Source organism: Azospirillum himalayense (assembly GCF_042657465.1).
Taxonomy (GTDB): domain Bacteria; phylum Pseudomonadota; class Alphaproteobacteria; order Azospirillales; family Azospirillaceae; genus Azospirillum; species Azospirillum himalayense.
On sequence record NZ_JBHSLC010000036.1, the window covers coordinates 1 to 22,651 of the forward strand.

General features: G+C 70.4%; 18 protein-coding genes, 1 tRNA gene and 1 pseudogene. 9 read left to right on the forward strand and 11 right to left on the reverse strand.

The window, feature by feature from the left end:
- From ACFPMG_RS17685 to ACFPMG_RS17705, 5 genes are all read right to left on the reverse strand, one after another.
- Positions 1-3,040, reverse strand: a 3,040-nt coding sequence (locus ACFPMG_RS17685; RefSeq protein ID WP_376996433.1) for a DUF4347 domain-containing protein, incomplete at its 3' end; no start/stop codon positions are given.
- A gap of 507 nt (positions 3,041-3,547) precedes the next feature.
- Positions 3,548-5,800, reverse strand: a complete 2,253-nt coding sequence (locus ACFPMG_RS17690; protein ID WP_376996434.1) for a xanthine dehydrogenase family protein molybdopterin-binding subunit — start codon at positions 5,798-5,800, stop codon at positions 3,548-3,550.
- Positions 5,797-6,294 (reverse strand): (2Fe-2S)-binding protein, encoded by a 498-nt coding sequence (locus ACFPMG_RS17695; protein WP_376996435.1) that lies wholly within the window; start codon positions 6,292-6,294, stop codon positions 5,797-5,799. The genes ACFPMG_RS17690 and ACFPMG_RS17695 overlap by 4 nt, the downstream gene beginning before the upstream one ends.
- Positions 6,295-6,324: 30 nt before the next feature.
- A complete protein-coding gene (locus ACFPMG_RS17700; RefSeq protein ID WP_376996436.1) occupies positions 6,325-7,713 on the reverse strand; it encodes a c-type cytochrome in 1,389 nt (462 codons plus the stop codon).
- Positions 7,714-7,765: 52 nt separating this feature from the next.
- Entirely contained in the window at positions 7,766-9,121 is a 1,356-nt protein-coding gene (locus ACFPMG_RS17705; protein WP_376996437.1) for an ATP-binding response regulator, read from the reverse strand.
- A 635-nt stretch (positions 9,122-9,756) separates the two neighbouring features.
- On the opposite strand from ACFPMG_RS17705, the gene ACFPMG_RS17710 reads away from it, so the two are divergent.
- From ACFPMG_RS17710 to ACFPMG_RS17720, 3 genes are all read left to right on the forward strand, one after another.
- Complete coding sequence (locus tag ACFPMG_RS17710; RefSeq protein ID WP_376996438.1) at positions 9,757-10,137, forward strand: hypothetical protein; 381 nt, start codon at positions 9,757-9,759, stop codon at positions 10,135-10,137.
- 215 nt (positions 10,138-10,352) lie between these two features.
- The gene (locus ACFPMG_RS17715) at positions 10,353-10,757 is read left to right on the forward strand and encodes a response regulator (protein ID WP_114861123.1); all 405 of its coding nucleotides are present in this window, start codon (positions 10,353-10,355) and stop codon (positions 10,755-10,757) included.
- A gap of 8 nt (positions 10,758-10,765) precedes the next feature.
- Positions 10,766-11,125: a hypothetical protein gene (locus ACFPMG_RS17720; protein ID WP_376996439.1), complete on the forward strand. Its 360-nt coding sequence runs from the start codon at positions 10,766-10,768 to the stop codon at positions 11,123-11,125.
- An 87-nt stretch (positions 11,126-11,212) separates the two neighbouring features.
- On the opposite strand, the gene ACFPMG_RS17725 is transcribed toward ACFPMG_RS17720, so the two are convergent.
- The 3 genes from ACFPMG_RS17725 to ACFPMG_RS17735 all read right to left on the reverse strand — a co-directional run bounded on the left by ACFPMG_RS17725 (position 11,213) and on the right by ACFPMG_RS17735 (position 12,653).
- Positions 11,213-11,298: transfer RNA gene (locus ACFPMG_RS17725), tRNA-Tyr, on the reverse strand.
- 135 nt (positions 11,299-11,433) lie between these two features.
- Positions 11,434-12,090, reverse strand: coding sequence for a nitrogen fixation protein NifQ (locus tag ACFPMG_RS17730; protein WP_376996440.1), 657 nt, complete (start codon positions 12,088-12,090; stop codon positions 11,434-11,436).
- Positions 12,091-12,209: 119 nt separating this feature from the next.
- Positions 12,210-12,653, reverse strand: coding sequence for a CoxG family protein (locus ACFPMG_RS17735; protein ID WP_014239881.1), 444 nt, complete (start codon positions 12,651-12,653; stop codon positions 12,210-12,212).
- Positions 12,654-12,762: 109 nt separating this feature from the next.
- Between ACFPMG_RS17735 and ACFPMG_RS17740 the strand changes: the two genes are divergently transcribed.
- Positions 12,763-13,182, forward strand: coding sequence for a secondary thiamine-phosphate synthase enzyme YjbQ (locus tag ACFPMG_RS17740; protein ID WP_376996441.1), 420 nt, complete (start codon positions 12,763-12,765; stop codon positions 13,180-13,182).
- Between the two features lie 19 nt (positions 13,183-13,201).
- Here ACFPMG_RS17740 and ACFPMG_RS17745 read toward each other — a convergent pair.
- Both ACFPMG_RS17745 and ACFPMG_RS17750 read right to left on the reverse strand, forming a co-directional pair.
- A pseudogene (locus tag ACFPMG_RS17745) lies at positions 13,202-13,585 on the reverse strand (YkvA family protein); the annotation flags it as partial.
- 15 nt (positions 13,586-13,600) lie between these two features.
- Positions 13,601-14,911, reverse strand: a complete 1,311-nt coding sequence (locus ACFPMG_RS17750) for a lytic murein transglycosylase (RefSeq protein WP_376996443.1) — start codon at positions 14,909-14,911, stop codon at positions 13,601-13,603.
- Between the two features lie 230 nt (positions 14,912-15,141).
- Here ACFPMG_RS17750 and ACFPMG_RS17755 point away from each other — a divergent pair, with 230 nt between their 5' ends.
- The 4 genes from ACFPMG_RS17755 to ACFPMG_RS17770 all read left to right on the forward strand — a co-directional run bounded on the left by ACFPMG_RS17755 (position 15,142) and on the right by ACFPMG_RS17770 (position 20,386).
- The gene (locus ACFPMG_RS17755; protein ID WP_376996444.1) at positions 15,142-15,492 is read left to right on the forward strand and encodes a hypothetical protein; all 351 of its coding nucleotides are present in this window, start codon (positions 15,142-15,144) and stop codon (positions 15,490-15,492) included.
- Positions 15,493-15,526: 34 nt separating this feature from the next.
- A complete protein-coding gene (locus ACFPMG_RS17760; protein WP_376996445.1) occupies positions 15,527-16,297 on the forward strand; it encodes a DUF72 domain-containing protein in 771 nt (256 codons plus the stop codon).
- Positions 16,298-16,341: 44 nt separating this feature from the next.
- The gene (locus tag ACFPMG_RS17765; RefSeq protein ID WP_376996446.1) at positions 16,342-18,984 is read left to right on the forward strand and encodes a DUF2339 domain-containing protein; all 2,643 of its coding nucleotides are present in this window, start codon (positions 16,342-16,344) and stop codon (positions 18,982-18,984) included.
- 82 nt (positions 18,985-19,066) lie between these two features.
- The gene (locus tag ACFPMG_RS17770; RefSeq protein WP_376996447.1) at positions 19,067-20,386 is read left to right on the forward strand and encodes a hydroxyacid-oxoacid transhydrogenase; all 1,320 of its coding nucleotides are present in this window, start codon (positions 19,067-19,069) and stop codon (positions 20,384-20,386) included.
- Positions 20,387-20,438: 52 nt separating this feature from the next.
- On the opposite strand, the gene ACFPMG_RS17775 is transcribed toward ACFPMG_RS17770, so the two are convergent.
- Complete coding sequence (locus tag ACFPMG_RS17775; protein ID WP_376996448.1) at positions 20,439-21,206, reverse strand: phage tail protein; 768 nt, start codon at positions 21,204-21,206, stop codon at positions 20,439-20,441.
- A 335-nt stretch (positions 21,207-21,541) separates the two neighbouring features.
- Here ACFPMG_RS17775 and ACFPMG_RS17780 point away from each other — a divergent pair, with 335 nt between their 5' ends.
- Positions 21,542-22,618: a CgeB family protein gene (locus tag ACFPMG_RS17780; RefSeq protein WP_376996449.1), complete on the forward strand. Its 1,077-nt coding sequence runs from the start codon at positions 21,542-21,544 to the stop codon at positions 22,616-22,618.
- Positions 22,619-22,651 lie beyond the last annotated feature (33 nt).

Here is a 22,651-nt window from a genome sequence, read left to right on the forward strand (position 1 = left end):
TGGTGTAGGTCGCCCCACCCACCGTGACGGTGACGGTGCTGTCGGCCTCCGCCGTGCCGGTCAGGATCGGCGTGGCGCTGTTGCTCAGCGCGGCGCTGGTGATGACCGGAGTCGCGGGCGGCGTCACGTCGGCCACGCTCACCACCGCGCTGACGCCGGAGATGGTCGCGCTGCCGGCGGCACCGCCGCTGTCGGTCAGGCTGGCGATGGCCACCGTGCGGTCGCCCAGCGTCGGCGTCCCGCTGGTGTTCTTGTAGGCGACGCCGCCGAGCAGCACGCTCATCTGCGCGTCGCTGCGCTCCAACCCGCTGAGGGTGACCGTGGCGACGCCGCCGATCACCGACACGGTGACGCTGGCGTTGCCGCCCGCCACGCCCAGCCCGGTCAGGGTGGCGGTGGCGCCGTTGGTCAGGACGACGTCGATGCCGCCGATGGTCAGGATCTCGGTGGCGTCGACCACCCCGCCGACGGTGAACACCGCGCCGCGGAAGCTCTGCCCGGCCTCCACCGTGGAGGCCGTCACGCCGCTGAACAGGTTGGTCGAGCTGTCCACCCCGACGCCGAAGGTCTTGGCTCCGCCGGTCGCGGTCAGGGTCGGCACGGCGTCGACGGTGATCGTCGCGGTGGCGCTGCCCGCGCTGAAGGCGTCGGCGGTGGTGGTGTCGGCGGTGGCGCCCGGCGTGCCGCTGGTCCGGTCCCAGGCCCTGAAGGTGAGGCCGCCGGTGTCGGTGCTGGTGAAGCCCGACCCGCTCGGCACGAAGCGGACACGGTCCGACCCGGCGAGCAGCAACGCCGCCCCGTTGGACGACCCGGTGGGAATGTCCGTCCAGGCGCCGGTGCCGACCTTGTACTGCCAGGTGCCGTTGGTGTTGGTCACGCCGGTGACGGCGATGCCGAGCGGGAGGACGGTGACCATCGGGAACGGGCTGTCATACTCCGCGTCGGTGGCGGTGCCGGCGGAGGCCAGCAGCGCCGTGACGGTCATCCCGCTGTTCGCGGCGTCGGCGATGCCCTGGTCGATGGTGGTCAGGCTGCGGACGTCGTTGGACAGGATCGGGCTGTCGTTTGCGCCGGTGAAGTTGAGGGTGAGCTGCTGCGAGACGGTGCGGTTGCCGTCGGAGACGGTGAAGGTGCTGGTGCCCTGCATCGGCCCGGCCGGGACGCCGTTGAGGAAGGCGGCGTCGAACACATAGGCGTAGTGGCCGGTCTGGCTGTTGACATAGGAGGTGCCGCCCGGCCCGGTGGACCAGATGTCGTAGGTGACGCCGTTGCTGAGCGTGACGCTGCCGTACTGGAGCGGGGAGGCCTGCGAGCCGGCGATGGAGTAGGTCAGCGTGTCGCCTTCCAGGTCCGTCGCGGAGAGCTGGCCGTCGATCAGCGGGAAACTGTCGTTGGCGGCGGTGTCGACGAGAGTCGCCGGCGTGGTCGGGACGGCCAGGACCGGCGGGGCGTTGGTGTCGATGCGGTCGTTGTTCTGGTTGATCGGGGTGGTGTAGGGGGTGTTGGCGTTGCTGGCGCCGTCGACCAGGACGATGTTGACCGGGATATCCTGGTTGGCCGCGAGGTTGCCGGTGCGCTGGCCGTCGGCGGTGACGGTGAAGGTGGCGGTGTAGGTGGTGGCGCTGACCTTGGTCAGGTTGGCGAGCGCGAAGCCGTCGACCGTGCTGCCGCTGCCCAGCGTGTAGGTGTCGCTGTCCGACGCCACGGTGATCGTCACCGTCACCACGTCGCCGACCTTGGCCGGCTGGTTGGGGATGGCGACCTTGGTGATCGACGGCGGCGTCGTGTCCGCCGTGTTGTTCGTCACCGACTGGTTGGTGACGCTGGCCGCGTCCGCCCCGCCGGTCGCGTTCTGGATCGCCGCCGCGTCGTTGCCGTTGGTGGGGTCGGTGTAGCTGACGGTGACCGTCTGCCCGTGCTGGACCGCCTGGGCCAGGGTCAGAGTGACCGTCTTGTTGACGCTGTTCACGGCGACGCCGGTGACGGTCACCGTGCTGCCACCGACCTTGACTTCGAAGGCGCTTGCCGCCGGGCCGTTCACGGCGTCCAGCGCGACGTCGTAGGTCAGAACCAGCGTCGTTCCGTCCACCGTCGCGCTCTGCAGGACCGGCACCACCGCGGGGCGTGGCCCCATGACCGTGGTAATGAGGAATGTCGAGGCGACGTCGAGGCCGTTGGTGGCCTGAATAACTCCGCTGGTGTTGTCGCCCGCCGGATCGACGTATCGGAATTCAATGTAGTCGCCGGCTGCGAAGGTGCTGCTGACGGTCAGCGTTACGGTCTTGCCGGACACCACGGCGGCGGTCACGTTGACCTTCGTTCCGTTGATCAGGATGGCACTGGTGCCCCAGGACATGTCGCCGGGCGAAATCGCATCGAAGGTGGACAGGGCCGGCTGGCTGACGCTGTCGAGATTGCCGTCGAAGGTCACAGTGATGGTGGACTCGCCGACATAGGCAACGGTGTCCACGGCTTCGGGGGCCGCCATCAGCACGCCCGCGTAGCGTTCGATCCGCAGCGCCTCGGTCTGCACGACGCCACGCGTCCAGTCGAGATCCCAATTGCCGCCAAGATCCGCGGCACCTGTCAGTGTCCGCGACGCCGCCATGCCGGCGCCGGTGATGTCGGACAATGCGTCCAGGAACGCCTCGCCATGGCCGCTCGCCACGTTGCAGCCGTACAGCAGGATGTCGCCTTCATCGGCAAGGCAGGCACCGATGGCCGTCAGTTCCGCCGCCCGTCTCGGAAGCGATGCAGCGTCGAGTCGGGTCGCACCGAGTTGGAGCCCGCCCTCGAAACCGTGGGACAGCACATGGATGGCCCGGATGCCGGAGCGATTGGCCAGCGCCTGTGCCATGACCGTCACGCCGTCGCAGCCTTCGCCGATCAGCACGGCTTCCATGCCGGAGGGAAGGCCCGCCTGAAGGTCCCGCCAACCGCTGAGGGCGGTGTCGATGACGGCGATCTCGGCCGCCGTGTCGAGGACGCGACCAGAGGTGATAACGCGCGTGGTGGAGGCGGCGGCGGACGCTTCGGTCATGGCGGACATTTCCTGAGTGGGGCGCAATCCGGAGGAGCCATCTCTCGAAAGAAATGGGTGCCTCCTTTGATTTGACATGCCCACAACCGGACGTCCGGGTCAATGAATACAACGCAATATCACTGCATTTGGCACAGGAGGCTTCTTGTCAATAGCAAGCATAAGCCGTCATTCTAATGTTACATATTGCGGAATATTGCATTATTTGACGCGTTAATGCGTTATTAATATTCTGTCTATTAATGGTCAATCCGTGTATTGACGGAATTTTTATTTCGATTTGCCGCGAGTTGTCCTGAATTATACTAGTAAAGGTGGCGCAATGGAGAGTCGTGGCAGCAAGCAACGCCCGCGCTTTTCTGCTCCGCGCATCTTGGCACGACGCAACGATAGGGCGTGGCGTGGCTGCCTAACGCCGGGCTGAGCTCCCATCGTTTTTCAATCGCATGTGACAAGCCTTTCGTTCTATTCACCGGAAGAATTGCGGAAATCTCCGCCGACCCGGCACTATCCGGTGGCGGTCGACTCCCGCACCCGGTCGGGGGTGAAGGGCAGATCGCGCAGGCGTCGGCCGGTCGCCGAGCGGATGGCGTTGCCGATGGCCGCGGCGGTCGGGCCCTGCGCCGCCTCGCCGGTGCCGAGGAAGGGATCGCCGGGCCGTTCGACGATGTGGACGTCGATGCGGTCGGGCACGCTGGCGAAGCGCAGGATGGGGTAGCTGGCCCAATCCACCGAGGTGACGCGGGTGTCGTCGTAGGCGACGCGCTCGAACAGGGTCCAGCTCATGGCCTGGATGATGCCGCCTTCCGTCTGGTTGCGGATGCCGTCGGGGTTGACGATCTCGCCGCTGTCGATGGCGGCGGTGGCGCGGGTCATCCGCACCCGTCCGTTGCCGCGGTCCACCGCCAATTCCACCGCCAGCGCCAGATAGGCGGCGTGGTTCTTGTAGCGGGCGAAGGCGAAGCCATGGCCGAAGCCCGGCGCCGGCGCGGCGCCCGTCCAGCCGAAGCGCTCCGCCGCCAGTTCCACCACCCGGCGGGCGCGCGGGTCCTCCAGGTGGCGCAGGCGGAACTCCACGGGATCGGCGCCGGCCAGCAGCGCCAGATCGTCCATCATGCTTTCCAGCGCGAAGACGTTGGCGTAGGCGCCGAGCGATCGCAAGGCCGACACCCGCAGCGGCATGTCGGGCAGGAAGTGCCAGAGGATGCGGGTGTTCGGAATGGCGTAGAGCGGGATGGCGTTGCGGTCGCCGTTGCCGGCGGGGGTGATCTGCATCGCCGCCGGTTCCGCCGGGAAGGGCTCGGCCAGATGGCGGGCTGCCAGCAGGGCGCCGGCACCGCCGGGGCGGGTGGTGTGGGTGTTGGACCAGACGTCGAAGGTCCAGCGGTCGATGCGCCCGTTTCCGTCCAGGGAGGCCGCGGCCTCGATCATCATGGCCGGTCCGTAGGGCTCCCCGCCGTGCTCCTGCTCGCGCATCCACTGCACCCGCACGGGGCGGCCCGGCAGCTTGCTGGCGATCAGCGCCGCGTCCGCCGCCGCGTCGTCGGCGCCGTTGTGGCCGTAGCAGCCGGACCCCTCCGTGTGGATCACCCGCACCCGATCCAGGGGCAGGCGCAGAATCTCGGCGATGGCCTTGCGGTCGGGATAGACGCCCTGGGTGTGCGACCAGACGGTCAGCCCGTCCTCGCCCATCACCGCCACGCCGCAGGACGGGCCGATGGAGCCGTGGAGCTGATAGGGCCGGGTGAAGCGGGCGCGCAGGCTGCGCGGCCCGTCCGCGAAGGCGCCGGCCTCGCCCTTGGCGTCCACCGTGCCGACCTCGCGTTCCAAACCGCGCAGCAGGTCGGGGATCGGGGTGTCGCCGGGCAGGGTCGCCGGCTCCTCCCAGCGGGCGGCGGTGGCGAGGGCGCGCATCGCCTTGACCGCCCGGTACTCCTTGTCGGCCACCACGGCCAGGAAGTTGCCGTCGCGCAGAACGGCGACCACCCCCGGCATCGCCTCCACACCGGCGGCGTCGAGCGCGGTCAGCCGGGCGGCGGGGCTGGGCGGGCGGACGACGCGGGCGTGCAGCATGCCCTCCAGCCGCAGATCCTGCACATAAGCCGCGCCGCCGGTCACCTTGGCCGGGATGTCGACGCGGGGCAGCGGCTTGCCCATCACCGACAGCCGGTCCGGCGCGGTCAGCGGGGCGTCCGCCGGGACGTCCACGGTCATGTCGAGCGACGCGGCCAAATCCCCATAGCCGAGCGAGCGCCCGTCCGGCGCCGTCACCCGCCGGTCGACGACGCCCAGCGCGTCGGCCGGCGCGCCGAAGCGCCGCGCCGCTTCCTGCGCCAGCAGGGCACGGGCCTGGGCGGCGGCGGCGCGGATGGCGGTGCCGCTGTTCTGCATGGACTGGCTGCCGGCGGTGTAGCCCTCGTTCGGGGTGCGGGCGGTGTCTGCGGTGACCAGGGTTATGGCGGCGGGCGGGACGCGCAGTTCCTCCGCGGCGACCTGGATCAGGGCGGTGCGGATGCCCTGGCCGAGCTCGGCCTTGCCGGTGAAGACGGTGATGGCGCCGTCCGCGCCGATGCGGATCCAGGCGTCGAGCCGGGGCGTTTGCGCGAGGCTGCCCGGAGCGGGCTTGGGAGACCGGGCGCCACCGCCGCCGCCGGTCTGGGCGGTCAGGGGGCGGGTCAGCGACACGGTGACGACCAGGGCACCGCCGCCGGCCAGCAGGCCGCGGCGGGTCAGGGGGAAGGGGCTGTGGTCGCTCATCATCCGGCCCTCCCGTTCGGAGCGCCGGTTGCCGCGTGGCGCATGGTGTCGGCGGCGCGGCGGATGGCCCGCAGGATGCGCATGTGGGTGCCGCAGCGGCACAGGTTGAACTCCAGCGCGCGGCGGATCGCGGCGTCGTCGGGGTCCGGCTGCTCCTGGAGCAGGGCCTGCGCCCGCATCATCATGCCGGGGATGCAGTAGCCGCACTGGGCCGCCTGCTCCTCGATGAAGGCGCGCTGCATGGGGCCGGGGGCCTCGGCGGTGCCCAGCCCCTCGACCGTGGTGACGGAGCGGCCCTGAAGCAGCAGGATCGGCGTGACGCAGGACAGAACGGCGCGCCCGTCCACCATCACCGTGCAGGACCCGCACTGGCCGAGCCCGCAACCGAACTTCGCCCCGTTCAGCCCCAGATCGTCGCGCAGCACGTAGAGAAGCGGCGTGTCCGGGTCCGCCTCCACCCGCTGGGGGATGCCGTTCACCGTGAGGTCGATCGCCATGATGGGCTCCCTTGTTGGGTGCGCTTTGGTTCAGTCGGCGGCGCCGACGTTCCGGGGCGCCCGTTCGATGCCGTCGGCGGGGCGGACGGCCACGCGATGCGTCCCGCTGCGCGTGTCGGCCACCAGCCGCTCCAACCCCTCCCACGGCGGCTGATCGCTGAAGCGCCCGCGCAGGTGGCGCAGCAGGGCCACCATATCGGCGTCGGTCAGCGCGCCGCCGAAGGCCGGCATCACCGCGCTGACGGTGCCGTCGCCGGGCGGCAGGCCGAACAGCGTGACGTTGACGATGTTCTGCGGGTTGGACGCGTTCACCGCCGTGCTGAGCGCGAAGGGCAGCCCGCCGAAGGGCAGCGGCCGTCCGGACTCGTGGCAGGCGGCGCAGGCCGTGCGGTAGATCGCCTCGCCCCGCTCGTCGCCCTGGGAGTCCGCGGCGGGCGGGCGGGTCATGCCGTCGGCGGTGAGGCGTGGAACCAGGCCTTGCAGGTCTTCGCCGCGGCGCAGGCGCTCGGGGCTGGGGGAACCCATGCGGTCGGCGACGTAGGCGGCGATGGCGGCCACCTCGGCGTCGGGCAGCCCGGCGAGGTTGCCGGTGACTTCCGCCATCGGCCCGCGCGACACGCCGTGCGCCGGGTGCCAGCCGTGCCGCAGGTAGAAGGTCAGGCTGTCCGCCGTCCAGGGGATGGGGGCCGGAGACTGTTCGTTGATGGGGTAGGCGGTCCAGCCCTCGGCCTCGCCACCGGACCAGGCGCGATTCTCCTCAACCGCGCCCAGCGCGTTGCGCGGGCTGTGGCAGGCGCCGCAATGGCCCAGCCCCTCCGCCAGATAAGCGCCGCGGTTCCAGACCTCCGGCTTGGCCGGGTCGGGGGTGAAGGCGCCCTCACGGAAATAGAGCAGCTTCCACCCGGCCACCGCCATGCGGATGTTCAGCGGGAAGGGCAGGTCGTTGGCGGGCGCCTCCGCCCGCACCGGGGTGCGCGTCATCAGGTAGGCGTAGAGCGCGCGGTTGTCGGCGTCGCTGACCAGCGTGTAGTGGTCGTAGGGGAAGGCGGGGTAAAGATGCCGCCCGTCGCGGTCCACCCCGCGCCGCATGGCGCGGATGAAGGCCTCCTCGCTCCAGCGGCCGATGCCGGCTTCCTCGTCGGGCGTGATGTTGGTGGAATGGATGGTGCCGAAGGGCGTCGGCAGGGCCAAGCCGCCGGCGAAGGACCGTCCGCCCGGTACCGTGTGGCAGGCGATGCAATTCCCAACCGCGGCCAGCCGCGCCCCTTCCGCCACCAGCTCCGGCGGAAAGCCATCCGCCGCCGGACGCGGCTGCGGCGGGATCGCCGCCTCCCACGCCCAGGCGAGCGCTCCGGCACCGAGCGCCAGCAGGACGGCGGCCCCGCCGATCACCCCGAGCCGTGTCTTCCTTCGCCCCATGCGCGCTCCTCCCACGATGCGAACAGGCGGAGCGGGAGATTGTTCTGAGAGTTCACCGCTCCATGACGTCGTCGAGCGTGGCGGCGAGGTCGCCGGGCTCCACCGGCTTGTGCAGCAGGCGGCAGCCGATCTTGCGGGCTTCGCGCAGCCGCTCCGGCGCCGTGTCGCCGGTGATGATGACCACCGGCACGTCCCAGCGGCGGCGGACCAGTTCCGCCACCGTGCGGCCGGTCTGCCCGCGCGGGAGGCGGTGGTCGGCGAGGACGACGTGCGGACGGCTGCGCAGCCGGGGCAGGCGGTCGGCCAGCTCCTCGGCCGAGCCGACGGCGGTCACCCGCACACCCCAGCGCTTCAGCAGCATGGTCATGGCGTGGCGCACCCGCTCGTCGTCCTCCACCAGCAGCACCCGCCGGCCTTTCATCCGGTCCGTCGGGGAGGCGGTGGCGGCCGCGCTGGTCGCAGCCACGGCCATGGCGCGGGCGGCGGCGGTCAGGCGGCGGTCGGGTTCGGAGGGAGGTGCGGCGCGTGGAACGGTCACCGTGAAGACCGTGCCCCGCCCGACCTGTGACCGGAGATCCAGCGTCAGCCCGAGCAGCCGCGCCATGCGGGCCACCAGCGGCAGGCCGAGGCCAAAGCCCTTGGCCGCGCTGCGCTCCGGATTGTCGAGCTGGTGGAATTCCTCGAAGATGGCGGCACGGGCGTCGGGGGGGATGCCGCGCCCGTCGTCCCACACCTGGAACTCCAGCGCGCCGGGGCGCCGACGGCAACCCAGAAGAACGCGTCCTCCGTTTCCACCGCCGTGGCGGACGGCGTTGGACAGCAGGTGGGTCAGAATCCGTTCCAACAGCCGCGGGTCGGTCTGCACCGCCACGCCGCAGGGGTGGACGTGCAGGCTCATTCCCTCGGTCGTGGCAGTCGCCCGGAACTCCTGGGCCAGACGGCGCATCAGCGCATCGGGGCGGAATTCCGTGACCATGACGTCCACCGCCCCGGCCTCCAGCCGGGCGAGATCCAGAAGGCCGCTCAGCATGCCGCTCAGGCTGTCGATGGAGGCCTGGAGGAGGTCCGCCGCCTCCCTTGCCGACGGGTTGGCGCCGACCGCGCCGCGCAGGATGTGAGCGTAGAGCGCCGCCGCCTGGATCGGCTGGCGCAGGTCGTGGCTGGCGGCGGTCAGGAAGCGCGCCTTGGCCCGGTCGGCGCGCTCCGCCGCCTCATGGGCGCGGCGAAGCTCCTCCTCCCGAGCGCCGCGGCGGTCCTCGGCGCGATGCAGCCGGTCGCGCAGCCGGCCCATCTCGCGGCGTTGCTCAGCCAGTTCGGCAGCCAGGCGCGCGCTTTCCTCGACCAGACGGCTGGCGTCGCGCTGGAGACGGTCCGCGGTTCGAACCCCCTCGGCAAGGTTGCGGTTCAACACCTCCAGGCTGTCACGCAGGGCCTTTCCCGTGGTTAGGACACTCCTGTCCGGTTTATCCGAATCCGCATCTTTTGGCATGGACGTCTCCACGATGGCCCCCGCTCACCGCCGCAAAACAAGCCGCAAAACAACTTCCGGCTCATGAATCCACGTGCGTCAGGTCACAACAGCGCAGAACAGGAATTGTTTTCGTGGGCATAACGATTCACGCGCGTGCAGGGTTCCTGATCATCGCCCACAGGGTGTCGGTTGCGGAGCAGCGACACGCCGTGCCCAAAAGGGTGGCAGGTTGTCGCATATGCAACGTGTTCTGTTCGCCCGGGAAGCGGAGATGACGGCACCAGGATGGTCATGGCGCTGTTGATTCCCAAGGCGCCGTTCCGGCGTCGATACGGGCGCTATGGAGCAATCAACTGGAGTCTCAACACGATGCGGGAATCCGGCGACCGGGCGGGGCGGCTTTGCACCGCCGCCCCTATGCGCTGGCACGGTGATTGCTTCGCAATCAAACGGATGCGGGTTTCCACCATACGGGATGTTTCTTGACCTTGTTCGTTGAGTAAACAATCTAACGTCCTTGGCGCCTGCATGGCCCGCGGCTGGTGCATTTGGAGGCAGGTTTGATCAACCCCATGATTACGGCCACCGCTGGCTGGTCCGAGGCGGTGGAGGAGCGGGCGCAGCGCCTGCTCCGCTATCAGGTCGGGACCGAGGGGCCGGACGGTGTCCCGGTGACCGTGCAGACCATGTTCGAGCGCTGCGGCTTCACGCCGATCGCCAGCGCCCGCTTCCTGATGTGCATCCCGCCTTTGACGGCGATGCACGAACTGACCAAAACCGTCACGCGCTTCCGGATCGACGGCGAAGCCTGTCCGGACCCGGCGGGCATGGCGAAAGCGGCGCTGTCCTTCGCCGGGCGCGCGGTGGCGGTGCATGAGTTGCACCCGGAGCGCCGGTTCGTCGCCGGCGTGATCTCCACCCTCTTGGGGTTGCAGGGGACCAGTCGGCGCTAACATCCGCTGGAAGCCGGGAGCGCCTTCGATCATACGGAGAACCAAGGGCCGTGCGGGTTCGCACGGCTCGTCGCCGTGTCCGGCCGCAGGGAAATCGCCATTCTTTAAAAGTTGTAACCGTCCTTTGGTTGCTCGTTCGCCGGACTCGCTCTATCAGTGTTCGACTGTATGACCATGGGCTGGCTGGACCGGTTCTGGCGAGGGAGGATGCGGCGATGGACAGGAAGCCGGTCGATTACGGGCAGTACAGCATCCTGGTCATCGAAGATCAGCCCTTCGTGCGCCGCACCATCATGCAAATCCTGTCGCAGATCGGCTTCCGCTCGATCGCCGAGGCCGACAACGGGGAAACCGGCATGCGGGAGTGCATCCGCGCCACCCCCGACGTGATCGTCTGCGACATCGACATGAAGCCGGTGTCCGGCCTGCAGTTCCTGGCCGATTTGCGGGCCAGCGCGGAGGTGAGGAACCGCCGCACGCCGGTGGTCTTCCTGACCAACCACACGGAATCCGAAATCGTGAAGAAGGCCATGTCCCTGGGCGTCAACGGCTTCGTCGTGAAGCCGCCGTCCTTCGGCGCCCTGAAGGAGCGGGTGGACCGCCTGCTGGCCGGCAGGTGAGGGAGAGGATGCGAGGCTTGCGGGTTGTGGTGATCTGCAGTCTGGCGCTGTTGCCGCTGGCTGCCTGTTCGGGGGAGCCCGGCGAGTCCGACATGCGCAAGCTGGTGGAATCGCACACCAAGCGGGCGCTGGACGGCCAGGGGCAGGGTGGCTTCCGCGGCTTCGAGAGCTTCCGCAAGCAGGGCTGCGTCGACACCAAGTACCGCAATGGCGCTCCGAAGCCGGACGACAAGCAATATGATTGCTATTACGCGGCAACCTTCGCGCCGCAGCCGGGCGCGACGGCGATGACCGTCAACGGCAAGGGTCGCTTCACCCGCACCGACAAAGGCTTGGCCTTCGAGGATCTGGGGGCACAACCACGTTGATACGGCGCGCTGATGCGCCGACAATTCAACACTGTCCGGAAAAGGAAACGGCCGGCCATGACCCTGTCATGAACCGGCCGCGTCAGATGGTGGAAGGGGCTGGATTTGAACCAGCGTACGCTTACGCGGGCAGATTTACAGTCTGCTGCCTTTAACCACTCGGCCACCCTTCCGCTGATGCTTGACGCGACCATCGGAGACCTGCCGTTCATCGGGCCTTGCTTGGCCTTCCGTCCGGCGGGTGGCGTTATCTAACGGGTAGCGGCCCTCCGGTCAAGCGGCTTTCTTCACCCGCAGCGCATCTTTGTTTAGGCTCCCTCGCCACGGGCGACGCGGGCCAGGGCGCTCAGCGGGTCGCCGTCCTCCGCGCTGAAGCAGGCGCTGAAGTCGTCGCAGACCTCGCAGTTCGGGGATTTGCAGAGCATCAGCCCCTCGCGCTCGCAGAGCTGGCGGTAGAAGAACTTCTTCCACTTCATGTCGCCGCTGTTCAGCGCGACCAGCGACGGGAAATGGCGGCGGAACATGGCGTTCAGCTCCCGCCGGTTGGCGAAGCCCATGTCCTGCCAGAGATGGTTCGGCCCCAGCGTGCGGCGGGCGACGATGGCGGCCAGCCATTCCTCCTCGACGGTCCCGGCGGCGCGGTGGTCGAGCAGGAAGGCCCGCAGATCCTCCTCCTCGATGGCGTCCTCACCGCTGCCGTCGGGCAGGGAAGGGAGAAGGTGGACGAAGCCCACCGCGTGCCGCCGGATCAGTTCGACCAGCGCCTCGCGCGTCAGTCCCAGGGAGGCTGTGACGCCGCTGGGATGCTGCACGGCCAGCCCGACGATGCGGCTGAACAGCAGCCGGTCGAGGGCCGGGCCATCCGGAACGCCGTCCAGGGCGTCGGCGGGCGGGTGGAGCGAGAAGACCGCGGGATCGGCGATGTCGGCAACCAGAGGGGCGGCCATCACGGTGTCGGCAATCATGGTCGGCGAACTCCCGCGTCGGGGGGTTGTTCGGTCATGACCATGATGGTGGATCAAATTCCCGCAACTGCGAAGTGGTTTTTTCCGGATGCGTTGCCGGAGCCTTTCCGGCATCCGCGTCAGCCGTTCAGAACCTCGGCCGTGAAGCGCTCGAAAAAGCCGTCGATGACGCGGTCGGCCTTGGCCTTGACCAGCTTGACCGCCAGCCGCCCGACGGCCCCGCCCAGCGCCGCCGCGAGGGTGAAGGACAGGTGCGTGTGGCCGTCCACCTCCTCCAGCGTGATGCGGGCCTCGCCCTTGACCGCTCCGGCGAGGCCGCCCTTGCCCTCGGCGTAGAGGATGTAGAAGCGCGGCGCGTCCTCCGGCGCCACCCGGACGTTCCCGGCGAAGCGCGCGTTCAGCGGCCCGACCGTGGCGCGCACGCGCGCGGTGTATTCGGTGGGTGACAGCCGGTCCATCTCCTCCAGCACCGGGATGCAGCGTTGCAGCACGGCGGGATCGCAGAGCGCGGTGAAGACCCGCTCGCGCGCCGCCGGAATCCGGTACTGGCCGTTCAGTTCCATGGATCACCTGTTGTTGGTCGGGCCAGTTGTTGGGCCGGAAATGCCAAGCGATTTGGTGTATGGATGACCCGCTTCCAAGACGCGCAATCGAGCACGGAGGGCGACAAACATGCGGCAGGCCGTCACGACGCTGACCACCCGGACCCGCGGCCAGGGCCTGTCCGAGGTGACCGAGCCGGTGGCCCGCTGGGTCGCCGCCCAGGGCATGGAGAGCGGTCTGCTGACCGTCTTCTGCCGGCACACCTCGGCCTCGCTGGTCATCCAGGAGAACGCCGACCCCGACGTGCGCAGCGATCTGGAGCGCTTCTTCAAGCGGCTGGTGCCGGAAGACCCGGCGCTCTACGACCACACGCTGGAAGGGCCGGACGACATGCCCGCCCACATCCGCAGCGCGCTGACCACGGTGCAGCTGTCCATCCCCGTGCTGGAGGGGCGGATGGCGCTGGGCACTTGGCAGGGGATCTACCTGTTCGAGCACCGCACCCGGCCCCACGAGCGGACCCTGGCGCTGCATCTGCTGGGCGAGTGAGGGCCAGGCGCCCGCGCGTCTACCCCAGCCAGCCCGCGACATGGGGTTCGAGCCACCGGAACAGGGCGACGGCGGCGACCAGCCAGATCCCGACCATCAGCGCGGCGGCGGCGTAGCTGACCGGCCGGGTGGCCAGCCGGGCGCCGGTGGCGCGGTGTTCCTCCAGCACCGCCGCCGGGATCAGGCGGATGACCAGCAGGATGCCGAGCGGCACGATCAGCAGGTCGTCCAGATAGCCCAGGACCGGCACGACGTCGGGGATCAGGTCGATGGGGCTGAGCGCGTAGGCCGCCACCGCGGCGGCGGCCACACGGGCGTACCACGGCGTCCGCGGGTCGCGCGCCGCCAGATAGAGCGCGATCACGTCGCGCTTGATCCGCCGCGCCCAGCCCTTCGCCGCCGCCAGCATCGCGGGCCGTCAGCCCGCCGCCGGGACGGGGGCGGCGGACTGGCGCAGCCGTTCCAGCAGCGTCTTGGTGGCGAAGCCGTCCGGCACGGCGCCGATCGACTGCTGGAAGCGGCGCACGGCGTTGCGGGTGTTGGCGCCGACGATGCCGTCCGCTGTCCCCGGCTCCATGCCCAGCGAGGCCAGCCGCTCCTGAAGCTCGATCCGTTCGTCACGGCTCAGCGCCGGCTCGTGGCGCGGCCAGCTCCCCTGCACGCCGGACCGGCCGGCGAGACGGTCGGACAGCAGTGCCACCGCCAGCGCGTAGCTGGTCGAGGGGTTGTACTTCATGATCGCCCGGAAATTCTCCCGGACCAGGAAGGCCGGTCCCTGCGCCCCGGCGAGCATCAGGACGGCGGCCCGCTCCTCCTCGCCGCCGCTCAGCTCGCCGCCGGTGACCGGACGGACGCCGAGGCGGCGCCATTCGGACACCGGCTTGGCGATGTTGTACTCGGCCTGCTCGTAGGGGAAGCCGGCGGGCAGGGTGACCTCCTCGCCCCAGCGCTCGCCGGTGCGCCAGCCGTTGGCCTGCACGAACTTGGCGGTGGAGGCGAAGACGTCGGGCAGGCTGCCCCAGATGTCGCGCCGCCCGTCGCCGTCCTCGTCGGTGGCGTGCTTCAGGAAGATGGTCGGCATGAACTGGGTCTGGCCCATGGCGCCGGCCCAGGAACCGCTCATCTTCTCCGGCGGGATGTCGCCGCTGTCGAGGATGCGCAGGGCGGCTAGCAGCTCCGTCCGGAAATAGCTGGCGCGGCGGCCCTCGTAGGCCAGCGTGGTCAGCGCGTCGACGACGGAGAAGCCGCCGGTGAAATTGCCGAAGTCGGTCTCGACGCCCCAGAAGGCCACCAGGATCTCCGCCGGGACGCCGGAGCGCTGGCTGATGCGGCGCAGCAGCGCGCCGTTGTCCTGGATGCGCTGGCGCCCGGCCTGGATGCGGCGATCATTGACCGCGCTGTCCAGATACTGCCAGGGCTGGCGGTTGAACTCCGGCTGGGAGGAATCCAGCTCGACCACCCGGTCCGACAGCTTCACGTTGGCGAAGGCGCGGTCGAAGGTCTGGGCGCGGATGCCCTGGCCGAGCGCCTCGGCGCGCAGGGCCTTCAGCCAGTCGGCGAAGCTGACGGCGGGCTGGGCCGGGGCCACGCTGGCCGGGGCGGCGGCCGTCGCCTTCGCGGTTCCGGACGTGGTGGTCGCCGACACGGGCGGGGCGCCCGTCGTCTGGCAACCGGCCAGGATCGTGGTGGCGAGCAGGAGGCGGACGGGAAGGGACAGCAGGGGGCGCATGCGCTCTCGTGACCATCAGGGAAAAGCTGTGCCGGAGCCTAGGACGGACGGCCCTTCCACTCAACGGACAAGTTCAGGGAGCACGGCCCGAATAACCGCTCAAGCAGCCAGGGCTTGACCGTGAACAAAACTTGAACAAACGGGCTGAAATCCCCATATCCAGGGCATTCCGAAACCAGAGACGAGACGTTCGCGGCCCGCCCCCCGGCGCGCCGCCGAGAGGGTTCGCCATGCCGTATTTTCCGACCATCGAACTCACCCCGCAGGTGTCCCTGCTGCTGGCGCGGGGGGCTCTGCGCCTGAATCCCGGCCAATGGGTGCGGGGTCCGAAGGGGCATGGCCGCTACCTGCGCACCGACCCGCGGACCGGCACCACCTATGTGAGCTGGCTGCGCCCCGGCGACGACTGGGAAACCGCGTCGCAGCGCTTCAGCCGAGCCTGCCAGAAGGGCTTCATCGGGCGCTACCGCGGCGGCTACGAGGCGGAGAAGGCGCGCCGGGAGATGGCCCGGCTGATCGCGGACGCGGACCAATCGGGTGGCGCCGCACGGCGGGACGAGCGGCAACCGACGCTGTTCTAAGGCGGGAACGCACGCGTCCAGGGAGAGCAGAGGCTTGGCCGAAGGGACCATCAACGCCATCCGCATCGGCTGCGCCGGCTGGAGCATCCCGAAGCTCTCCGCCCCGGCCTTCCCGGCGGAGGGCACGCATCTGGAGCGCTACGCCCGCGTCTTCCCGATGACCGAGGTCAACAGCCGCTTCTACCGCCCGCACAAGCCGGAGACCTGGGAGCGCTGGGCGGCCTCGGCGCCGCCGGACTTCCGCTTCGCGGTCAAGCTGCCGCGCGCCATCACGCACGAGCAGCGGCTGAAGGACTGCGCCGGCCCGCTGACGGAGTACCTGCACGAGGTCGGGCATCTCGGCGACCGGCTGGGGCCGCTGCTGGTGCAGTTGCCGCCGACGCTGCGCTTCGAGCCGGCGGTGGCCGGCCCCTTCTTCGCGGTCCTGCGCGAGCGCTTCGCCGGCCTCGTCGTCTGCGAACCACGCCACCCGAGCTGGTTCGCGGCGGAGCCGGACCGGCTGCTGGTTGACTACACCGTGGCCCGCGCCGCCGCCGATCCGGCCCCGGTGCCCGCGGCGGCGGAGCCGGCGGGCTGGGATGGCTTCCGCTATTGGCGGCTGCACGGATCGCCGGTGATGTACCGCAGCGCCTATCCGCTGGACGTCCTGGACCGGCTGGCCCGGCGCTTCCGCGACGAGGCGCGGGAGCGGCCGGTCTGGTGCGTCTTCGACAACACGGCGGACTTTCATGCGGTCGACGACGCGCTGACGCTGATGAGCCGTTTGGGTGCCTCCACAGGTCAGAGAGACAAGCCCGGCGCCTGACCGCTATCGTTGCGCGAACGCAAGCGCAGCCGGGACGGTCGGGCATGGACGTCATTCTTCTGGTGCTGATCGGGGCCATCGTCGCCCATCGGCTCAACCGCCGGCTGACGGCGCAGGAGCGCGAGATCGCCCGGCTGCGGCAGGCACTGGAGCGGGTGCAGGGGCCGGTGACGGTCGACGCCGCGCCGGTCGAGGCTCCCGCTGTGGACGCCGCCGTCATGGCGGAAGCTCCGCCGGAACCGCCGCCGGTCCAGCCGCCGCCGGAGCCCTCGCCACCCCCGCTGTCCGTGTGGAGCCGGCTGGAGGACGCTCTGGCCGGGCGCTGGCTGATCTGGCTGGGCGGGGCCACGGTCGCCCTGGCGGCGGCCTTCTTCATCAAGATGTCGATCGAGCAGGGCTGGCTCGGCCCCGGCGTGCGCGTCACGCTCGGCCTGCTGTCCGCCGCGGCGCTGATGGTCGGCGGGGAATGGCTGCGGCAGCGCGGCGGAGGGGCGGAGCCGGGTGGCCGCGATCCGGTGCCGCCGGCCCTGACCGCGGCCGGCCTGTTCACCGGCTTCGCCAGCGTCTATGGCGGCTATGTGCTCTACGACCTGTTCGCCCCGCCGGTCGCCTTCGCGCTGCTCGGCGGGCTGGCGGCGCTGGGTATGGCGCTGTCGCTGCTCCAAGGGCCGTACATCGCGGCGCTGGGGCTGCTCGGCGGCTTCGCGACGCCGCTGCTGGTCTCGTCCATCGGGGGATCGGCCTGGGGGCTGTTCGCCTATCTGCTGGCCCTGTCGGGCGCCGGCATGACGGTTGTGCTGTGGCGCGGATGGCGCTGGCTGGGGCTGGGCACGCTGATCGGGGCGGCGGGCTGGGTGCCGGTCTGGTACGTCGGCGGCTGGAACCCCGGCGACGCCCTGCCGGTCGGGATCTACCTGCTGCTGACCGCCGGGCTGTTCCTGATGCCGGCCCTGCTGGCCGGGCCGGTCGAGGCGATGCCGCGCACCACCCTGTTCGACATGCTGCGCTGGACGGGGCGCCCGCGCGCCGACCGTCTGGCCGTCGCGGCGGTGGCGGTTCTGGGGCTGTTGATGGCGATGCTCGTCACCGTGGACGGCCATCGCACAGGCTCGCTGGTGATGCTCGCCCTGTTCGGGCTGCTCTGCGTCGCGGCGGGGCGGCGGATCGAGCGGATCGCCGGCGTCGCCTGGATCGGCGCGCTGGCGGTTCTGCTCGCCTTCGCCGGCTGGACGGTGCCGCGCTGGCCCCTGCCGCCGCCCGCCGTCACCGCCGACGGTCACCCCATCGTGCCGCCGCCGGGCGCGGGGCTGCCGTTCCAGTCCGGGCGGTTCCTGTGGGCGGTGGGCGGCTTCGCCCTGCTGTACGGGATGTGTGGCTTCATCGCCCTGTGGCGGTCGGCGCGGGCGGCGCTGTGGTCGTCGCTGGCGGCCTGGATGCCGGTGGTGCTTCTGGCGCTCGCCTACTGGCGGCTGGACCCGCCGCAGGCCGACACGCTGTGGCCGGTGTCCAGTCTGGCGCTGGCGGCGCTGCTGGTCGCCGGAACCGGCCCGCTGGCCCGCCACCGCCACCAGCCGGGCGTCGGCCTCGGGCTGGCCGCCTTCGCCGCCGGGGCGGTCGGGGCGCTCAGCCTCGGCGCCGTCATGATGCTGCGCGAGGCGTGGCTGACCGTGGCATTGGCGGCACAGGTGCCGGTGCTGGCGTGGCTGGAGCGGCGGATGGGGCTGCGCTCGCTGCGCGCGGTGATCCTGCTGGTGGCGGGCGCCGTGCTGGTCCGGCTGGCGCTGAATCCGTCCGTGCTGGAGTATGGGGAGGACGGCCTTGGCTGGATCGTCTACGGCTACGGCCTGCCGGCGGCGGGCTTCTTCCTGGCCGCCCATTGGCTGCGCTCCGCGCCGGACGGCAAGGGCGACGACGGGGTCGTGGCGTTGCTTGAGGCCGGCGGGCTGGCCTTCGTGACGCTGCTGCTGTCGCTCGGCATCCAGGCGCTGACCCGCGGCACGCTGGACGAGCCGCCCGACACGCTGCGCGAGGTAGCGCTGCACACGTTGGTCTGGCTGGCGCTGGCCCTGCTGCTGGCGACGGGGCGGCGCTGGCGGACGCGGCCGGTGGCGGTGTGGGGACGGCGCATCCTGGCGGGACTGGCGGCGCTCCAGGCGGTGGCGCTGCATCTCGTCGCCCTGAACCCGCTGTGGAGCGACGAGGCGGTGGGCGCGTGGCCGGTGGCGAACACGCTGCTGCTGGCCTATGGGCTTCCGGCCCTGCTCGGGTTGCTGTTCCTGTGGGTGGAGCCGCTGCCGGCCCGCCTGCGCCCGTGGGTCGCGCTGCTGCCGCTGGCGCTGCTCGGCACGAATCTGGCGCTGGAGATCCGCCACGCCTTCCAGGGGCCGGTCCTCTCCGGCCCGGACCTGCCGGACGCCGAATGGTACGGCTATTCCGTCGGCTTCCTGGTAGCGGCGGTGCTGATGCTGGTGGCCGCCCTGCGGTACCGGCTGGGCTGGCTGCGCCACGCCGCGATGGCGCTGATCCTGGCGGTGGTCGCCAAGGTCTTCCTCAGCGACATGGCCGAGCTGGGCGGGCTGTACCGCGTCGCCTCCTTCCTCGGGCTGGGGCTGAGCCTGATCGGCGTCGGCTATCTCTACCGGCGGCTCCAGGGCACCGCGCCGCAGGGAGGGCAAACAGTCGCCTGAGCGAACGGTCGGGTTGACAGGCGGCCCCTCTCGCGCTCCGATGATGGCAACGAACGCAGAAAAGCCAGGGAGGCCCGCAGCCATGACCAACCCCATGACCACCCCCATCGCCCATCCCATCCTGCCGAACGGCGACAGCGGCTTCACGGTGGAGGCCGCCTCGATGAAGTTCGGCCGCGGCATGCTGGCGGAGGCGGGGAACGACGCCAAGGCTATGGGGATGCGCCGGGTGGCCCTGTTCACCGACCCCCACGTGGCCGGAATCGCGCCCTTCGCGGCGGCGCTTGAGTCGCTGAAGGCGGCCGGGCTGGACGTTGCGGTTTACGACCGCTGCGCGGTGGAGCCGACTAGCGCGTCCTTCCTGGAGGCGGCGGCCTTTGCCCGCGACGGCCAATTCGACGGCTATGTCTCGGTCGGCGGCGGGTCGGTGATCGACACGGCCAAGGCGGCGAACCTCTACGCCACCCACCCGGCGGACTTCCTCGCCTACGTCAACAAGCCGCTGGGCGAGGGGCGCCCGGTGCCGGGTCCGGTCAAGCCGCACATCGCCTGCCCGACGACCTGCGGCACCGGCAGCGAGACGACGGGCGTCGCCATCTTCGACCATGTCGAGATGCGGGTGAAGACGGGCATCTCTTCCCGTTACCTGCGGCCGAACCTGGCGCTGGTCGACCCGGCGACCATCGACAGCCTGCCGCCCGGCGTCATCGCCTCCACCGGCTTCGACGTGCTGACCCACGCCATCGAGAGCCACACCGCGCGCTCCTACCGCTCCCGACCGAAGCCCGACGCGGCCAACCCGCGTCCGCCCTACCAGGGCGCCAACCCCTGGTCGGACATCGGCAGCCTCCAGGCGATCCGGCTCGGCGGGCAGTATCTGGAGCGCGCCGTCAACGACCCGGCGGACGAGGAGGCGCGCGACGCCCTGATGTTCGCGGCGACTCTGGCCGGGCTGGCCTTCGGCAACGCCGGGGTGCATATCCCGCACGCCATGTCCTACTCCGTCGCCGGGATGAACCACCGCTTCACGGCGCGCGGCTACGAGAAGGCCAACCCGATGGTGCCGCACGGCATCTCGGTGGTGCTGAACGCCCCGGCCGCCTTCCGCTTCACCGGCTCCGCCGAGCCCGAGCGCCATCTGCGCGCCGCCGAGGCGCTGGGGGCCGAGGTCCGCGACGTCTCCCCGGCGGACGGCGGCGCGGTGCTGGCCGCCCGGCTGATCGCCATGATGCGGGCCACCCATCTGCCCAACGGTCTGTCGGCGCTCGGCTACGGCGCGGCGGACATCCCGGATCTGGTGCGGGGCGCGATGGCCCAGCAACGGCTGCTGACCATCGCGCCCCGCCCGGTGACGGAGGAGGACCTGCGCGGGCTCTACGCCGACGCCATGATCTACTGGTGAGCGCAACGGTGGGAAGCCCCCTCCTTGCTGGAAGGGGCTTCCCACACCGGTGTTACGGACGGTTCGGGTAGAGGCCAACGGTGGCGATGCAGACGGTCTGGCCGATCGCCGGGGACTGGGTGGAGACCTTCTGGGTGGCGCCGGCCGAGGCGGGCGCGACGGCCACGGTGCCGCCGGTGATGCCGGTGTTGGGCACCGTGATGGAGCCGCTGGCCGTGCCGGCGACCTTGGCGCCCGTGCCCGGGCCGCTGGTGTTGTACGGCCCCTTCAGGATGATGCCGGCGCCGCCGTCATCGATCGAGGCGTCGCCGAGATAGACGGTGCCCGAGGTCGGGGCCGACACCGGGGTGCCGCCGTTGGTGATGGGAACGCTGACCGTGCCGGTGAAGGGAACGGTGGTCGAGCCGCCCGAGCCGCCGCCCGTGCCGGTGAAGGTGGCGGTGTGGGTGTGCGGCTGCAGCGGGACCTGGGCCGCCGACAGCAGAAGCTCCTGCTGGCCGACCTTGGCGCCGATGGCGATGTTCGTCAGGCCGGGTCCGGTCCCGGTGCCGATGGCGGCACGGCCGCGCAGGTCGGGGATGCCGAAGGTGTTCGCGTTGTCGCCGCCGTAGCGGAAGCCGACCAGGGCGAACAGTGCCTGATACTCGCGGATCGCCAGCGTCCGGCCATCGGCCGGGATGTAGTTGCGGGGGCACCAGTCGAACGCGAAGGTGCAGATGGTGCCGATGTACGATTCGTCGTTGCAGGCGGCGGCAGGCGTGCTGAACAAAGCCATGCCGCCAGCCATCGCAAGCGCGGCGGGAAGGAGAGTCTTGCGCATGATGTGTCCCGGTGCCTGGGTTGTTCTGGGCGTCGGTGAAGGGTTGTCATACGATTGGATGATTTCCCTTTTTCGCGTTTTTATTCTCTCACATCCCCTCAAGGTGGTTAAACGACATTTTAATACAAATTTTTTCACGACGAGGTGCCTTCCAGAACCTGCACGCAGTGGATGCAGCTCTGGCAAGGAAAAGTCAGCGTGCCGGTTCAGACCGCGGACCCTCGGGGCACCCCCTCCGCGCGGGCCCGGCGCCCGGAACACGATCGGACGGGGCACGTTGTTCCGGAAGGGCCATCGGGATGGAGGCTCGGGGGCGGAAGCATGGCGCCAGCATCATGAAAATCATCATCTTCGGACAATCCATCAGCTCTTCCTGGGGCAACGGGCACGCCACCCTGTGGCGGGGACTGATCAAGGCCCTGGCGCGGCGGGGCAACCGCGTCGTCTTCCTGGAGCGCGACGCGCCCGAACGGGCGGAGCACCGCGACCTGTGGGACATCCCGGGCGGGGAGCTTCTGCTCTACGACCGCTGGGAGGATGTGGCGGCGGCGGCGCGGCGTCACGCCGACGAGGCGGACGTCGCGATGGTGACCTCCGGTTGTGCGGATGGAGCGGCGGCCTCCCACCTCGTGCTGGGGTCGAAGGCGCAGCGCACGGTCTATTACGACCTCGACACGCACATCACCCTGTCCCGCTCCGAAACGGGGGAGCGGCCGGCCTATCTGCCGCCGGAGGGGTTGGGCGGATTCGACACCGTGCTGAGCAGCACCGGCGGGCAGGCGCTGGAGGCGCTGAAGACGCAATTGGGCGCGCGGTTCGTGGCGCCGCTCTACGCCTGGGTCGACCCGGACCTCCATCGGCCCGCCGAACCGGTGCGGCGCTATCTCGGTGACCTCTGTCATCTCGGCGCCTGGGTCGAGGACCGGCGCGCGGCGCTGGAGGCGCTGTTCTTCGAGCCGGCCCGGCGGCTGGGGCGGCGGCGGTTCATCCTGGCCGGCGGCGGCTACCCCGACGACGCGTCCTGGGGCGCCAACATCCAGCGTGTCCAGCATCTGCCCCCGGCGGAGCATGCGGCCTTCTTCTGCTCCTCCACCCTGACGCTGAACGTGACGCGCGAACCCCTGAAGGCAATGGGCTGGTGCCCGTCCGTCCGGCTGTTCGAGGCGGCGGCCAGCGGCGTTCCGGTGATCTCTGACGAATGGGAGGGGATCGGCGCCTTCTTCGAGCCGGGGCGCGACATCCTGGTGGCGCGGGAAACCGACGACGTGACGACAGCGATGATGCTGCCGCGCGGCCATCTGGCCACGCTGGCCCAGCGCGCGCGGTCGCGCGTTCTGGAGGAGCACACGGCGGAACGGCGCGTGCGGGAGTTGCGCTCCATCCTCGACATCAAGGGGGGCGGTGATGATTGATCCGACGTTCCCCGGTTGCCCGGCTTGCCTCTG